Here is a 15,541-nt window from a genome sequence, read left to right as displayed (position 1 = left end):
AAAAGTACTTTCATGCGAAAAATTATTCTTTCAGCCATTGGAATTGTTCTAATTGCCTTATCATTTTATATTGCTAAATCACTAATAGCGAATAAAAATAAACCACGACCTGTTAAAGAAAAGGTTATTAAGACAGTATTAATTGATACTGTTAAAAATGAAACCGTAAAAATTGTAATTCCAGCTAATGGTAGTTTAGTAGCCAAGCGCAGAGTAGAACTATTTGCCGAAGTTCAAGGGGTCTTTAAACCTTCAAGGAAGTTTTTTAAACCAGGACAGACATACAAGAAAGGTGAAGCGCTAATTACCATGGATGCTTCAGAGTATTTTGCTAGTGTGCAATCTGCAAAAAGTAACCTGTATAATACTTTGGCCGCAATTATGCCAGATCTTCGACTTGATTTCCCCGATGTTTATGATAAATGGAGATCTTACTTGGCGAAATTTGAATTGGATAAAGCTACTCCGGCATTACCAGAAATAACCTCAGAAAAGGAAAACTATTTTATAACAGGTAGAGGGATTGTATCCAGTTATTATAATGTGAAGAACTTAGAACAGCGTCTTTCAAAATATAGTATATCGGCGCCTTTTACTGGTATTTTAACTCAAGCTTTAGTTACTGAAGGTTCGTTAATTCGTTCCGGTCAAAAGTTGGGTGAATTTATTGATCCTTCTTTATATGAGATGGAAGTCGCCTTAAGTAAAGGGTACGCAAGTTTGCTTAGAGTTGGAGAACGTGTTTTATTGAATAATTTGGACGGCACTGAATTTTATAAAGGTGTAGTATCGAGAGTTAATGGTAGTATAAATGCAGGAACGCAAACTATTACAGCCTTTATTGAAGTTAAAGATGAGAAACTTAAAGAAGGGATGTATCTTGAAGCCAGACTAGATGCCAAGGAGGAAACCAATGCTATTGAAGTAGATAGAAATTTATTGCTTGAAGGGCAACAGGTTTTTGTAGTAAGGGATAGTGTTTTGGATGTTATAGATGTAAAACCTATGCATTTTTCGGATACCAAAGTGATTTTAAAACAAATTCCTGATGGCACCATTATGCTAAAAAAACCTGTGCCGGGAGCTTATGCCGGCATGTTGGTGAAACCATTTAGGTCTTCAGTTAAAAAAGGTGATAAATAATGAGAAAATTAATTGCTTACTTCATTAAGTATCACGTTGCAGTAAACGTTTTCCTATTGGCATTTCTTGCTTTTGGAGTTATTGGTGTGCGCTCCTTGAAGTCATCTTTCTTTCCATTGGTAGATACGGTAATAATAACGATTAATATCACCTATCCTGGTGCTTCACCACAAGAAGTAGAGGAAGGAATAGTCTTAAAAATTGAGGATAACTTGAAGGGCTTAGAAGGGGTAGATAGAGTCACTTCTGTTTCCAGAGAAAATAGTGGGGTTATAACTGTAGAAATCAAAAAAGACGAGAACATTGATTTCATGCTATTGGAAGTAAAAAATGCCGTAGATCGTGTGCCTTCTTTTCCAACGGGTATGGAGCCTTTGGTTGTGGCAAAACGAGAATCTGTTAGACCTACCATTTCATTTGCTGTAAGTGGAGAAAATATTCCATTAAGTACCTTGAAAGCAATTGGCCGACAAATTGAAAATGACTTACGTGCAATCGACGGGATTTCTCAAATAGAAATTACAGGTTACCCCGATGAGGAAATTGAAATAGCGGTTAACGAATCGAGTTTACTGGCTTATAATTTATCATTTAACGATGTGTCACAAGCTATAAGTACCTCTAATATTTTGGTTACTGGAGGTAATATAAAAACTGATGTAGAGGAGTATTTAATTAGAGCGAATAACCGTTCTTATTATGGTGATGAACTATCTAATGTTATTATAAAAGCTGAAAGAGACGGCAGGGTAATACGGTTAAAGGATGTGGCTATTATCCGCGATCGTTTTTCTGAGACTCCCCGAGCCACGTTTTTTAATGAGGAATTATCTGTAAACGTCACGGTAACAAGTACTAATAATGAAGATTTAGTATCCTCGGCTGAGAAAGTAGTGGAATATGTTGAAGAATATAATCAAAGCCATAATAATGTCAGACTAGACGTCATTAGAGATCGCTCAATTACACTTACTCAAAGAACAGACTTACTGGTTGAAAATGCCATTACAGGTATTATTCTGGTGTTAATTTTTCTATCACTATTTCTTAATACGCGTTTGGCATTCTGGGTTGCTTTTGGTTTGCCTGTGTCCTTTTTAGGGATGTTTATTTTTGCCGGACATTTTGATGTGACCATAAATATATTGTCCTTGTTTGGGATGATTATCGTTATTGGAATCTTAGTTGATGATGGTATTGTTATTGCTGAAAATATTTATCAACACTATGAAAAAGGTAAAACGCCAGTTCAGGCGGCTATTGATGGGACTATGGAAGTAATTCCTCCAGTAGTTTCTGCAATAATTACAACACTATTGGCTTTTTCACTATTCCTGTTTTTAGATAGTAGAATAGGGGAATATTTCAGTGAAGTTTCCGTAGTGGTTATATTAACCTTAGCGGTTTCATTAATAGAAGCCTTGATTATTCTTCCAGCTCACTTAGCGCATTCAAAAGCCTTGAGAAAACCTGTGATTGATGAAAACCCTTCAAAAATTAAGCAATTTTTTACAAAAATGCGATCTATCAATAGGTTAGGTGATAGAATTATGGCGTTTTTAAGAGATAAAGTTTATAGTCCAACTTTAGATTTTGTATTGCAATATAAAGTGTTTGCCCTTGGTGTATTTGTAGCCTTGTTGGTGTTAACCTTTGGTTCCATTGGCGGTGGTATTATAGGGGTGACTTTGTTCCCTACTATTGCTAGTGATACCGTATCTGTTGAATTGGATATGCCCAACGGGACCAATGTGAAAATAACAGATTCTATAATCTCAATGATTGAACAAAAGTCATACCGTGTTAATGAAGAACTGACTGAAGAGTACTTACAGGGTACAGGTAAGCAATTGTTTGAAAACACTATTTTATCACTTAATAGTTCATCAAGTGCGCGGTTGCAAATTAATATGCTTCCGGGGGAAGAAAGACCCGATGCCATAAATTCTAGATTGGTGGCAAATAAATTACGTGTCGCCGTAGGACCCATTATAGGAGCAGAGCGATTGATTTATGGTTCTGGAGGTAATTTTGGTGGAAGTCCCGTATCCGTATCATTATTAAGTAATAATATCCAGGATTTAAAAGGAGCCAAAAAGGAATTGAAAAAGGTATTACAATCTAATCCTTTACTTAAAGACATTGAAGATAATGATCCTGCAGGAATAAAGGAGATACGACTAGAATTAAAAGAAAGTGCCTACTTATTGGGGCTAGATTTACGGGCAGTGATGAGTCAAGTAAGAGCTGGTTTTTTTGGTGTACAAGCGCAGCGTTTTCAACGTGGACAAGATGAAATTAAAGTATGGGTACGTTATGATAGATCCAATAGGGAGTCCATTAATAATCTGGATGATATGCGTATCATGACGCCCTCTGGAGAACGTGTTACTCTAAAGGATATTGCTAATTATACTATTGAACGTGGTGATGTGGCTATTAACCACTTAGTAAGTCAAAAAGAAATTAGGGTGTCAGCAGATTTAAAAGATCCAAGTACAAGTGCTACGGATATTCTGGATGACATTAGAAATGTGATCATACCAGAAATTCAATCCCAATACCCTACAATTACAGCTTCATTTGAAGGTCAAAATAGAGAAGCCACTAAGCTTTCTACTTCATTGAAAAGTGCAGGTATTCCAATTTTAATTTTAATATATATAACCATAGCCTTTACCTTTAGAAGTTATAGTCAACCTATTTTATTATTGCTATTGGTACCCTTTAGTTTAACCGCTGTAGCTTGGGGACATTGGTTATTAGGTTTCCCGGTTAACGTGATATCCTTATTGGGAATTATTGCCCTAATAGGAGTTATGGTCAATGATGGTTTGGTCCTCATAGGTAAATTCAACACAAATTTAAGGGAAGGAATGAATTTTGATATGGCCCTTTCTGAAGCAGGTAAATCGCGATTCAGAGCCATATTTTTGACCTCGCTGACCACGGTTGCAGGTTTAGCACCTTTACTATTAGAGAAAAGTAGACAGGCTCAGTTTTTAAAACCAATGGCCATTTCAATATCTTTTGGTATTGCATATGCCACTGTATTAACGCTGTTAGTTTTACCTTTATTTTTAGCTTTTAGTAACGGGATAAAGAAAAACACGAAATGGCTGGCTACAGGTCGAGAGATATCAAAAGAGGAAGTTGAACGTGCCATTAAAGAACAAAAAGAGGAGCATGAACATTAAATTTTACATATTTTTTAGCCTTCTCATTGTGCAATTTTCATTATTTGCGCAGGAGATGCTAACCCCTAAGGAGGCGGTTGCTTTGGCATTAGAGCATAACTATGGCATTAAACTGGTTGAGACCGATGTTGAAATTGCCAAGAATAATGCGGATATTCTTAACTCAGGATATTTACCCTCCGTGACTGGAAATGCGGGAGCTGTTTATAACAGGGATAATACCGAGGCAGAATTTGCTGATGGCCGAGTTACGGTTTTAAATGGCGCTGAAAGCTCTAGATACAATGCTTCTGTTGATTTAAATTATGTTTTATTTGACGGATTGGGAAGGTCCTATAATTATAAGCAATTACAAGGCAATGAACAATTAACAGAGTTGCAGGCCAGAGAAACTATCGAGCTTACCATGTTGCAATTATTTACAGTATACTACAATGTGACTGAACTTACGGAAAACATAAAATCATTAAATCAAACTTTAGAAGTTTCCAAAGATAGGTTGCAACGTGCGGTTTATCAATTTGATTACGGACAAAACACAAAGTTAGAGGTGCTTAGTGCTCAGGTAGATGTTAATAATGATAGTATAACGGTTATGAATACACAGCAAGAGCTGCGCAATTTTAAACGTGATTTAAATTTGGTATTGGGTAATGTGTTACCAGAACGTTTTGATGTTGATACCTTTGTGAGTTTCAATAATATTTATGACAAAACAGACCTATTAGAAAAGACAATCGCCAATAACGTCAATTTGCTGCAAATAGATAAAAATATTGATATCACAACCTACGGGATTAAATTAGAGAAATCAGCCTATTTACCTACCTTAGGTTTGGTGGGGAGTTATGGCTGGAATAGGAACAATAATAACGCCGCTGCCTTTGTTGCCACATCAACAAATACAGGCCTTTCGGGAGGTTTAAACTTACGTTGGAATTTATTTGATGGCGGGAATACGATAACACGAGTAAAGAATGCAAAAATAAATCTTGAAGCCCAAGAAATTAGAAAAGAAGAAGTCTTGGTTACTATAGAACGTGATTTTAATAATGCATGGGGTAACTATCAAAACCGGCTTGAAATCTACTATCTACAAGAAGACAATATTAAAACGTCTCAGAATAACTTTGATAGAACACAAGAAAAATTTAGGTTGGGTCAAGTGAGTTTTGTTGAATTTAGACTAGCTCAAGTAAATCTTCTCAATGCTGAAATTACTAGAAATAGGGCTAAATACTTTGCCAAGATTGCTGAACTAGAAATGCTGCAAATTAGTGGCGAATTATTAAATATTAATTTCTAATACCAGTAAAATTAATTTCAAGTGGTCGTTTAACGAAAGTTAAATGTTAAAGTATGATGTATTTCATCGAAAAAAATAGCATATAATCTGTGTTTGGTTTAGATTCGTAAGAAATAATCCCCGAATCTATCAAAGACATGAAGAACTTGAAATTAATTTTTGTCTGCTTTTTTGTTACCGCTTATTCCTTTGCTGATGTTTCACCAAAGGAAAAAGAAGCCTTGCTAAAGTTGTATCATGCAACACAGGGAGATCGGTGGAATGTGTCTTGGAATATTGATGCCCCGGTGAATACTTGGCAGGGTGTTTCAGTTAAGAAGGGTAAAGTTGTAGGAATCAATCTTGAATTTAATAACCTTGAAGGTAAATTGCCTGATGAAATAGGTGATTTAGTGAATTTGGAGAAAATTAATTTGGGGTTTAATAAACTAGAGGGAGAAATTCCTAAAAGCTTTGGAAAACTAAGTAATTTGAGATCATTAGAACTATTTATGAATAGGTTTGAAGGTCAAATTCCAGCTGAATTAGGTGAACTGAAAAAACTAGAAATTCTTAAGCTGTATAGTAATAAGTTAACCGGTGAAATTCCTGAAAGCTTAATGCAACTTCCTGAACTCAAAGAGCTGTTATTAGGAAGTAATCATTTAACAGGTGGCATCCCGGTAGGTATTAGTGCTTTGAAAAACCTGGAAAAATTGAGTCTTATGGATAATAATCTACAAGGTGAAATTCCTTCTGAAATAGCACAACTATCAAATTTGGAAGAATTGATATTATCTACAAATGAATTTACAGGGTTTTTGCCAGAGGAATTTATTATGCTTACTAAGCTCAGTACACTTATGGTAAGTGATAATAACCTAAGTCAGGAATATAGAACTGTTTCAGGGGATACACCCGTATCCGTGTCTAATTTGACCCTTGAAACGGCAACAGCTACTATGGATATTGAAAAAGAATAAAACATAAAGTTTATATTTTATTAAAAAGAGCCATCATATTGATGGCTCTTTTTATAGATTTACAGCATTATGATAGAACATTTCTTTACTTGTCCGTATTGCTGGGAAGAAATATCGATGTTGATCGACAATTCCCAATCTAGGCAAAATTATATAGAAGATTGTGAGGTTTGTTGTAACCCCATTCAAGTAGTTCTCCAATTTGAAAATACCGAATTAGTACATTTTCAAGCAGATAGCATCGAGCAATAATATTTTATCATTTTATGCTTGCAGAAGTCAAAAAGGATTGTATATTTGCAGTCCGAAATAATTTGGTCGGCATTATGAACCGAGAGTTAAAAGCTAAGTAAATTATTTTAGGATTAAATCGCGGGATAGAGCAGTAGGTAGCTCGTCGGGCTCATAACCCGAAGGTCACTGGTTCGAGTCCAGTTCCCGCTACAAAGCTTGAAGCTAATAAAACAAACGGATTGTGTACTCACAATCCGTTTTTTTATGTCATTAATTTCTTTACTTTTACAAAACGTATACGATAACGTATACGTTCGTCAAATGAAAAGTAACTATTCTGAGCCCAAAATCTATACAGGAGGTGTACAAATAAGCAACTGGTCGAAGTTATCTAAGTTAGAGCAAAAAAATGCTCTGAAAAAGGACTGGTACTTGTATTATTCCTATCGAGATTTAAAAACTTTAAAGCTTGTTAGACAAGCACCTATTAAAGGTGGTGCCAATCGTTATAAAACAAAAAGAGACCGTTATAAATTTCTACAGGTCTTACAGAGAAATCTATCCGTAATGTTACAGAGTGGGTTTAATCCTTATGAATATAATTCAGAAATAGAATCTTCATTTTTTGGAAATACAAAAATTAAAAGTACTGTCAGAGAGGAAGTAATTGCAGAGAAAGCGGAAGAAAAAGGAACCACGATCGAAGATGCTTTTATTCTTGGTTTAAGCATAAAAAAGAAGGTGTTGGCGGAAAGTTCTTATCCAAAATTTAAGAGCAAAGTTAATCAATTTAAAAGGTGGTTAGTACAACAAGATATTAAGCTTTCAGATGATATTAAAATTATTTCTAAAAAGACAGTTATAAATTACTTGAATAATGTTTTATTATCTAGTAGTTCTCGAAATAGAAATAATTCTCGTACCGATATTAATTCATTATTCCAATTATTAGAGGACAATGACATTATTTCAGAAAATTTTGTACGGAGTATAAATGTACTAAAGACAGAACCTAAAAGAAATAAAACGTATACGCCAGATTTAGAAGTAGCATTGTTTAAACACTTAAAAGATAACGATCCCATTTTATATTTATTTGTACAGTTTATTAGTTATAATTTTCTGAGACCAATAGAGATTTGCAGGTTAAAAGTTAAAGATATAGATGTCAAGGATAAAAAGATTTACTTAAAAGCCAAAAATAAGCTAGTTAAGACTAAGATAATACCAGATATTCTTATCAAAGAATTGCCTAATTTAGAAGGAGTTCAACCAGAAATGTGGTTGTTTACACCAAGTATGATTGGTGCTGAATGGACTTCTAAAGAAAACAATAAAAGAGATTATTTTACAAAACAGTTTAAAAAAGTAAAAGATAAATTCAATTTAGGTATTGATTATGGCTTATATAGCTTTAGGCATACGTTTATTACAAAATTATATAGAGATTTTAGAAAGAATCTAACACCATTTGAAGCGAAAAGCAAGCTTAAGGAGATAACGGGTCACTCCACAATGGAAGCACTTGAGGCCTACCTTAGAGATATTGATGGTGAATTGCCTGAAGATTATTCTAAACATTTAAGACATTAGTATGAGGAATTTTGGTTTGGTTAAAAAATTAAATAATGAAGGCTTAAGCGCCAAACAAATTCAAGAATATTTAATGAGTCAGAATATTTTAGTAGCAGTTCTGGAAAGAACTAGTGCTATTAAGCTTCCTTCTTCAAGTCAAAAAAAAAGTTCTTTCTTTAGTGTTCTAAGAAATGTTTTTACCAAAACAAAAGATGAACCATTAAATAATGGGAAATTTAAACCTTTAGAACTTAAGTTTAATATTGACCTAAATGAATCAAAATTACATAAATCGTATTCTACCGAATTTAGAACTGAATTATTTTATTATATATCTAGCTTAAATAAAAACTTAATCAACTCCCAATTTCAATTGCTTTCGAGGTCCTTTAATAATAAAATTGAAGTACATTCAAATCAGTCAAAAATTGATGAAATTATTAAGAAATCTTTTATTGGTGTGTATCGTGAGATTGTTGGTCAGTATTCTTCTTTGGAAAATGAAAAATTAGAGACTGCAGATGAAATACATGAACGAAAACCCTACTTTTTTTATCTAAATAAAAAACAAAAAGTAATTATTGATAGAATTGAAGAGTATCCAATTCTAATAGACAGTTATCTTGATGGTGATGAAAATTTAATTAGAAAAGAATTATTATCAACTTGTAAAATCATTCAAGATATTATTGACTTTAATTATAGGTATAAATTTCTTGTTGCTCTAAACAAGAAATATAATATAGAAAATGCTAATGAAGTAATAATAGACGAAATATATCATAAAGTCTATAATGAATATTCTAGTTTATTTGCTTCAATTGATGCAGTGATTTATGCATATGACAAGATAAACGGCTTCACTGAGTACATTCCATCAAACGCTAGTGCTCTATATTACGCTTTGTTTGAATCTAATTTAATTTCCAAAAATAAAACCGAATATCAACGTTATCTTCTTAAGATTCATAATGTGAAATTTGGGAAAATCAGGAAAGATTCGTCACCTGGATTAACACCTTTCAAAAAACGTTTTAACGACTTCAATAAAGAAATTAGCGTTCACTTCCCTTCAGATAATCGATAAAAATTGCAACTTGACATTTTCGATTCCTTTCTGACATAAATATTATTATTTCTGACATAATTATTTTTTTTCTGACACCTGCTCTGACATGCTTAAAACACTGTATGTGAGATAGTTGTGTTAATTTTGTTTAGCAATTTTGCTCAAACAGAAAAAGTCTAAAATAAACTAAAATGACTTTTTCAAAAAAATAATAATTACAATGAAAAAAGTATTAAATGTAAGAATTGATCAGGAACTAAAAATTGAGATTGATAGAATCTCAAAAGAACACGGAATGTCTCCTTCAGAATATGTTCGTATAATTTTATGTGAATATTTGGAATATGACGAGATGACAAAAACAATTCAAACTAAACAATCAGAAATGACTCGTGTAATTATCGACATTCCGTCAGATATTAGAAAAGATTTACCTCATCTTGTTTTATGGTTATTTGTAAACCTTTATTCCACTTCATATATAACCGAAGGTCATTTAAATAACGCGAAGAGAATACTCAGTGAGCAAATTGAAAACAATACGTTAAGTAATAATCTTCGTTTCCAGTTTTTAAAGGTGTTAAGTGATATAGACAGAGTTTTTGCTGAAGGTATACAGTCTTCTTCAGTTATGTTTACTAAACCGAACAACATGTATACAATTGATTATAACCTAATTTTTACTGAAGTATACAGTATAATAGATAGAGATTATAGATATGAAGGCTAAGAAGCGTATAGATACTATTGTGGTACAACAGTTGAACTCTGATATTAAGAAACAAACTCAGAATCTAACTAAAAAAGATTGTTTTATTGCCAAAACAGCTAATCAATGGATTGAAGAGGCTAAATCTCGACCTATTCCGAATATGTTATTTGGAGAAATGTGGTACGAAGGAGAAGTGTGTATACTGTTTGCAGATACTAACACAGGAAAAAGTATACTAGCAGTGCAAATTGCTGATAGTATTAGTAAAGGTCTTCCTATTTATGATTTTAGTTTAGAAGTGTCTCCTCAAAAAACAGTTTATTTTGATTTTGAATTATCTGATAAGCAATTTGAAAAAAGGTACTCAAATAACTATAAAGAACATTATAGTTTCAGTAATAGCTTTATAAGAGCAGAGATAAATACCGAAACAGAAGTGCCAAAGGAATTTAATGCCTTTGAAGATTATCTGGTGCATTCTTTGTACCAGATAATTAAAACGCATAATCCCAAGGTTATAATAATAGACAATATAACTTATCTCAAAACTGACAATGAAAGAGCAAAAGATGCTCTTTCATTAATGAAGCAACTAAAAGCTATAAGTAAGAAATGCAATATCTCTATTCTTGTGCTATCTCATACTCCAAAAAGAGATTCAAGTAAGCCAATAACTAAAAATGATTTGGCTGGAAGTAAAATGCTTATCAACTTTTGTGATAGTGCTTTTGCTATTGGTGAAAGTACAGAAGGAGCAAGTATACGCTACATAAAACAAATTAAACAACGTAATACAGAATCTGTATACCACGCAAACAATATTGCAGTTTTTGGGATTAACCAAGATTTTAACTTTTTGAAATTTGAGTTTATTGGCTATGATGAAGAGGTCAATCATTTAACAAAACTTAGTTGCAACGATAAAGAGACTAGAAATCAAGAGATTATTGATTTGCACCAACAAGGACTTACAAATGTTAATGTAGCTCAAAGATTAGGAGTTTCAGAAGGAACTGTTAGGTATCAATTAAATAAACTGAAATAAGTTTTAATGACGGCTCAGGATGTATATAATATTGCGAAAGCACTTCCAAAGGAAGAGTATATACATCTATATGCCATGTTACAAGGAAGTTTAAGTACAACTCAACCTAATGTCATAAAAAAAGCGACATTAATAACAGATTTGCAAGCTCAACAGTATCTTTTGAAAAATATATTCAGTGAGGAGAGTATAAAAAACAGAATAAAATAAATCGTAAAATCGTAATAGTCTGGGACACTACGAAATTACGAATTTACGAATGAGAAAATTTATGTATAAGTATAGTCTTGATAAATCCAGTAAGAAATTTGTTTGTCCTCAATGCGGTAAAAAAGTATTTGTTCGATATATTGATAATACAAGTAATAACTACTTGCAAAGTAATATTGGAAGATGTGATAGGGAATCGAAATGTCAATATCACAATAAACCAAATGGGAATAAATCAATAGTTAGTTCAAGCGACGTAGTTAAAGAAGAGCCAGCATGTTTAAACTTTGATGCTGTAATACAATCAATGCAGAATATAAAGAATGATAACTTTATAAAGTACCTGCTACAATACTTTTCATGGAGTCAAGTGAGAAATGCAATATTAAAGTATAATATAGGTAATTGTAATCATTGGCATGGTGCTACAATATTTTGGCAAGTAGATGAACAAATGAATGTGTGTGCAGGAAAAGTGATGTTGTATGACAAAATCACAGGTAAAAGAGTGAAAAAACCATACCCACATATTAATTGGATACACAGCGTATACAAAATTGATGATTTTGTATTACAACAATGCTTATTTGGAATACACAACCTTTGTGATTATGATCCGGGTAGTACGGTTTGTATTGTGGAGTCTGAAAAAACGGCAATTTTCATGAGTATAGTACAACCTGCTTATTTGTGGTTAGCTACAGGCTCTAAGTCTAATTTAAAAGCACAACTTCTAAAACCGCTTATAGATTATGCTATTATCTTATTTCCCGATAAAACCGAATTTAAGGATTGGAATACAAGAGCGACTCAATTATTAAAGAATGGATTTAAGATTAGTTGTAGTGCTCTTTTAGAAAATAAAAATATTGAAGAAGGTAGTGATTTGGCAGACCTACTTTGTGTGGATCTAGTGAATTAATTACAATAAATGTGTGAAACCGTAAGTGATTATTGAAAAAGATTTATACTTTTATGATTCTCTCATGAATTAAAATAAATCGCATAAAAGTACATGATTTTCAACGAAGATTCACGAGTTAAAATACCTTCTATTTTACATTTAATTCAACTGGGATATCGATACCTGTCGCTGAAAGATAATGAGTGGGATGAAAGCACTAATATTTTCACCTCAATATTTAGAAAGCAGATTGAAAAATTAAACTCCTCCTTGTCTGAAAAGGAAATTCAAAACGTTTATGATGATGTTTCTATTTCATTAGAGAACGAGGATTTAGGACGCGCCTTTTATCATAAATTAATTGATCAATCTGGTGTTAAACTTATCGACTTTGATAATTTTAATAATAATGTATTTCATGTGGTTACGGAGTTGCCGTATAAAAAGGATGATGAAACTTTCAGGCCTGATATAATACTGTTAATTAACGGTATGCCTTTAGTTTTTATCGAGGTAAAAAAGCCAAACAATCGTAATGGGGTTCAAGATGAACACAAGCGTATGCAAAGGCGATTCCAAAACAAGAAATTTCGCAAGTTCATCAATATAACGCAGCTTATGATGTTTTCTAACAACATGGCTTATAGTGAAGAAGATACTCAAATGTTGGAAGGTGCTTTTTATAGTACAACAAATTATAAAAAGCCAATTTTTAATTATTTCAGGGAAGAAGAAACTTTTGATCTTTCAAAAATTTTAAAACCCCTTTCAGCAGAAGATGAAATCTTGGTTTTGAAGGACACCAATCTATTAAGTATAAAAAATAACAAGGAATACCAATCTAATAAAAGTCCTATTACGGCAACCAACAGTGTTTCGAGCTCTTTATTTCAGCGAGAGCGTTTAAAATTCATATTGCGTTATGCTTTTGCTTATGTAGAAGAAGAACATGGGTTAGAGAAACATGTCATGCGTTACCCACAATTATTTGCGACTAAAGCCATAGAAAACAAGTTGGATAACGGGATTAAAAAAGGTATTATTTGGCACACACAAGGATCTGGTAAAACGGCTTTAGCATATTTTAATGTAAAACATCTCACGCACTATTTTCAGAAGCATAATATCATTCCAAAATTCTACTTTATTGTAGATCGCCTAGATTTACTAACACAGGCTGCAAGAGAATTTACGGCACGTGGTTTAGTGGTGCACAAAGTGGATTCTAAAGAAGCATTTAGTAAGGATATAAAATCAACCCATGTAATACATAATAGTTCTGGTAAGGCGGAAATTACAGTTGTCAATATTCAGAAGTTTAAGGACGATCCAGATGTTATAAAAAACAACGATTACAATTTAAGTGTTCAACGGGTGTTCTTTTTAGACGAGGTACATCGAAGTTATAATCCTAAAGGAAGCTTTTTAGCAAATTTGGAATTGGCCGATAAGCATGCCATAAAAATAGGATTAACAGGAACACCATTGTTAGGATCAGAATATAACTCTAAAACCTTATTTGGCGATTATATTCATAAATATTACTACAATCTGTCTATAAAAGATGGTTATACTTTACGATTAATACGTGAAGAAATAGAAACCAATTATAAGCTTGTATTACAAGAAGCTCTTGAAAATATTAAAGTATTACAAGGTAATATTGATAAGAAGAAACTCTATGCAGACCATCGATTTGTTGAGCCTATGCTAGACTATATTGTAAAAGATATGGAACAAGCTAGAATCTCTATGAACGATAATAGTATAGGTGGAATGGTGGTTTGTGATTCTTCTGATCAAGCTAAAATGATGCAGGAGATTTTCAATACTAAATATACAGGCAAGTCGGATTCGTCGTATAATCGGGCAGCTGAAGAACCTGCTAGTTATGGGAAGAAGCAAAAGGAAGAAAGTAAAGTAAATAAAGCTCAGGTTATTTTACATGATATTGGTACGAAACAGGATCGTAGAGATTGGGTTTCTGACTTTAAAGTGGGAAAACTTGATTTTCTATTTGTTTACAATATGCTATTAACTGGTTTTGATGCCAAACGCTTAAAGAAATTATACATAGGCAGAAAGATAAAATCACATAATTTATTACAAACACTCACACGTGTTAATAGAACCTACAAAACGCATAAGTACGGTTATGTTGTAGATTTTGCAGATATACAGAAAGAGTTTGATAAGACCAATCAAGATTACTTCAAAGAGCTACAAAGCGAGTTAGGTGATGAGATGCAACACTATTCCAATCTGTTTAAAAAGCCCGAAGAGATAAAGGAAGAGATTGAAGAAATTAAGGATGTGTTGTTTAAATACAATACTGCTAACGCCACTGTTTTTGGGGAGCAAATTTCTGAAATTAATGAGCGTTCCGAAATTCGTCAAATAGCGAAAGCTTTAAACAATTCTAAAGAGTTGTATAATCTCATTCGTTTGTCTGGTAATTTTGAATTGCTCGAAAAATTGGACTTTAAAAAACTATCTGTTTTAGCACGATTAACTAACGATAGATTAGGCTTAATAAACACAAGAATTGCCTTAGAAAACAATGTAGATACCGAGAATATTTTAAATACCGCTTTAGAAGATGTCATTTTTGCTTTTACCAAAGTAAAAGAAGAAGAAATGATCTTGGCAGATGAGCTTAAAAATACCTTAGGTAAAACAAGAGAAATGTTAGCAGGAAACTTCGACCAGAAAGACCCGGTTTTTATCTCTTTACGTGAGGAATTAGAGCGTTTGTTTAAGAAGAAAAATTTAAGTGAAGTCACTAAAGAAGAAATGGAAGCTAACATAAAGGCGTTAAACGCTATATATGATGAAGCTAAAAAAGTAGAACGCGAAAACCAATTACTGAAAGCCAAATACGATTATGATGCTAAATATGCCCGTATTCATAAACGCTTAATGGAAAAAGACCCATTAACCGATAGCGAGCGCAAACTATTTGAAGCCTTAAAAGGATTAAAAACAGCAGTAGATAAAGAGATATTACAAAACGCTAAGTTGTTAGAAAATGAGAGTTATGTAGAAAAAATGATGATGCGCTTAGTAGTAAACCAATTTAAAAAAGAACAAAGAATTGATATTAATACAACAGATGTAAGGCGTATTAATAGTCTTATAGTAAAAGAATACATGAACGAATACAACGGTAACGTTGCCTAAAATA

The 15,541-nt window shown here is 32.8% G+C and carries 12 protein-coding genes and 1 tRNA gene; all 13 read left to right on the top strand.

What is annotated here, in order from left to right:
* Window positions 1–12: 12 nt before the first annotated feature.
* The 13 genes from IE051_RS03535 (at window position 13) to IE051_RS03475 (ending at window position 15,537) form a co-directional block, all read left to right on the top strand.
* Window positions 13–1,143, top strand: a complete 1,131-nt coding sequence (locus IE051_RS03535) for an efflux RND transporter periplasmic adaptor subunit (RefSeq protein ID WP_189359404.1) — start codon at window positions 13–15, stop codon at window positions 1,141–1,143.
* The gene (locus tag IE051_RS03530) at window positions 1,143–4,340 is read left to right on the top strand and encodes an efflux RND transporter permease subunit (protein ID WP_189359403.1); all 3,198 of its coding nucleotides are present in this window, start codon (window positions 1,143–1,145) and stop codon (window positions 4,338–4,340) included. Before IE051_RS03535 ends, IE051_RS03530 begins: the two co-directional genes overlap by 1 nt.
* Window positions 4,330–5,646 carry a TolC family protein gene (locus IE051_RS03525; protein ID WP_189359402.1) on the top strand — a complete coding sequence of 439 codons (1,317 nt, stop codon included), beginning with the start codon at window positions 4,330–4,332 and terminating at the stop codon, window positions 5,644–5,646. The genes IE051_RS03530 and IE051_RS03525 overlap by 11 nt, the downstream gene beginning before the upstream one ends.
* A gap of 137 nt (window positions 5,647–5,783) precedes the next feature.
* Entirely contained in the window at window positions 5,784–6,608 is an 825-nt protein-coding gene (locus IE051_RS03520; protein WP_189359401.1) for a Two component regulator three Y domain protein, read from the top strand.
* A gap of 69 nt (window positions 6,609–6,677) precedes the next feature.
* Entirely contained in the window at window positions 6,678–6,860 is a 183-nt protein-coding gene (locus IE051_RS03515; RefSeq protein WP_189359400.1) for a CPXCG motif-containing cysteine-rich protein, read from the top strand.
* Window positions 6,861–6,979: 119 nt separating this feature from the next.
* A tRNA-Met gene (locus IE051_RS03510) sits at window positions 6,980–7,052 on the top strand.
* Window positions 7,053–7,163: 111 nt separating this feature from the next.
* Window positions 7,164–8,435 (top strand): tyrosine-type recombinase/integrase, encoded by a 1,272-nt coding sequence (locus IE051_RS03505; RefSeq protein WP_229796717.1) that lies wholly within the window; start codon window positions 7,164–7,166, stop codon window positions 8,433–8,435.
* A 1-nt stretch (window position 8,436) separates the two neighbouring features.
* Window positions 8,437–9,504 (top strand): hypothetical protein, encoded by a 1,068-nt coding sequence (locus IE051_RS03500; protein WP_189359398.1) that lies wholly within the window; start codon window positions 8,437–8,439, stop codon window positions 9,502–9,504.
* Window positions 9,505–9,706: 202 nt separating this feature from the next.
* Window positions 9,707–10,216, top strand: a complete 510-nt coding sequence (locus IE051_RS03495) for a type II toxin-antitoxin system RelB/DinJ family antitoxin (protein WP_189359397.1) — start codon at window positions 9,707–9,709, stop codon at window positions 10,214–10,216.
* Window positions 10,206–11,243 (top strand): AAA family ATPase, encoded by a 1,038-nt coding sequence (locus tag IE051_RS03490; protein WP_189359396.1) that lies wholly within the window; start codon window positions 10,206–10,208, stop codon window positions 11,241–11,243. Before IE051_RS03495 ends, IE051_RS03490 begins: the two co-directional genes overlap by 11 nt.
* Before the next feature lie 6 nt (window positions 11,244–11,249).
* Window positions 11,250–11,453: a hypothetical protein gene (locus tag IE051_RS03485; protein WP_189359395.1), complete on the top strand. Its 204-nt coding sequence runs from the start codon at window positions 11,250–11,252 to the stop codon at window positions 11,451–11,453.
* 49 nt (window positions 11,454–11,502) lie between these two features.
* Complete coding sequence (locus IE051_RS03480; protein WP_189359394.1) at window positions 11,503–12,375, top strand: DUF6371 domain-containing protein; 873 nt, start codon at window positions 11,503–11,505, stop codon at window positions 12,373–12,375.
* Between the two features lie 93 nt (window positions 12,376–12,468).
* Window positions 12,469–15,537: a type I restriction endonuclease subunit R gene (locus tag IE051_RS03475; RefSeq protein WP_189359393.1), complete on the top strand. Its 3,069-nt coding sequence runs from the start codon at window positions 12,469–12,471 to the stop codon at window positions 15,535–15,537.
* Window positions 15,538–15,541 lie beyond the last annotated feature (4 nt).

The sequence above is a fragment of the Algibacter mikhailovii genome (assembly GCF_014651495.1).
Classification (GTDB): domain Bacteria; phylum Bacteroidota; class Bacteroidia; order Flavobacteriales; family Flavobacteriaceae; genus Algibacter_E; species Algibacter_E mikhailovii.
This window is presented reverse-complemented; position numbering and strand designations above follow the sequence as displayed.

Coding starts and splice junctions, on each gene's coding strand:
- IE051_RS03525 (WP_189359402.1), top strand. CDS start 4,330: ATGAACATTAAATTTTACATATTTTTTAGCCTTCTCATTGTGCAATTT.
- IE051_RS03495 (WP_189359397.1), top strand. CDS start 9,707: ATGAAAAAAGTATTAAATGTAAGAATTGATCAGGAACTAAAAATTGAG.
- IE051_RS03480 (WP_189359394.1), top strand. CDS start 11,503: ATGAGAAAATTTATGTATAAGTATAGTCTTGATAAATCCAGTAAGAAA.
- IE051_RS03535 (WP_189359404.1), top strand. CDS start 13: ATGCGAAAAATTATTCTTTCAGCCATTGGAATTGTTCTAATTGCCTTA.
- IE051_RS03485 (WP_189359395.1), top strand. CDS start 11,250: ATGACGGCTCAGGATGTATATAATATTGCGAAAGCACTTCCAAAGGAA.
- IE051_RS03515 (WP_189359400.1), top strand. CDS start 6,678: ATGATAGAACATTTCTTTACTTGTCCGTATTGCTGGGAAGAAATATCG.
- IE051_RS03500 (WP_189359398.1), top strand. CDS start 8,437: ATGAGGAATTTTGGTTTGGTTAAAAAATTAAATAATGAAGGCTTAAGC.
- IE051_RS03490 (WP_189359396.1), top strand. CDS start 10,206: ATGAAGGCTAAGAAGCGTATAGATACTATTGTGGTACAACAGTTGAAC.
- IE051_RS03475 (WP_189359393.1), top strand. CDS start 12,469: ATGATTTTCAACGAAGATTCACGAGTTAAAATACCTTCTATTTTACAT.
- IE051_RS03520 (WP_189359401.1), top strand. CDS start 5,784: ATGAAGAACTTGAAATTAATTTTTGTCTGCTTTTTTGTTACCGCTTAT.
- IE051_RS03505 (WP_229796717.1), top strand. CDS start 7,164: ATGAAAAGTAACTATTCTGAGCCCAAAATCTATACAGGAGGTGTACAA.
- IE051_RS03530 (WP_189359403.1), top strand. CDS start 1,143: ATGAGAAAATTAATTGCTTACTTCATTAAGTATCACGTTGCAGTAAAC.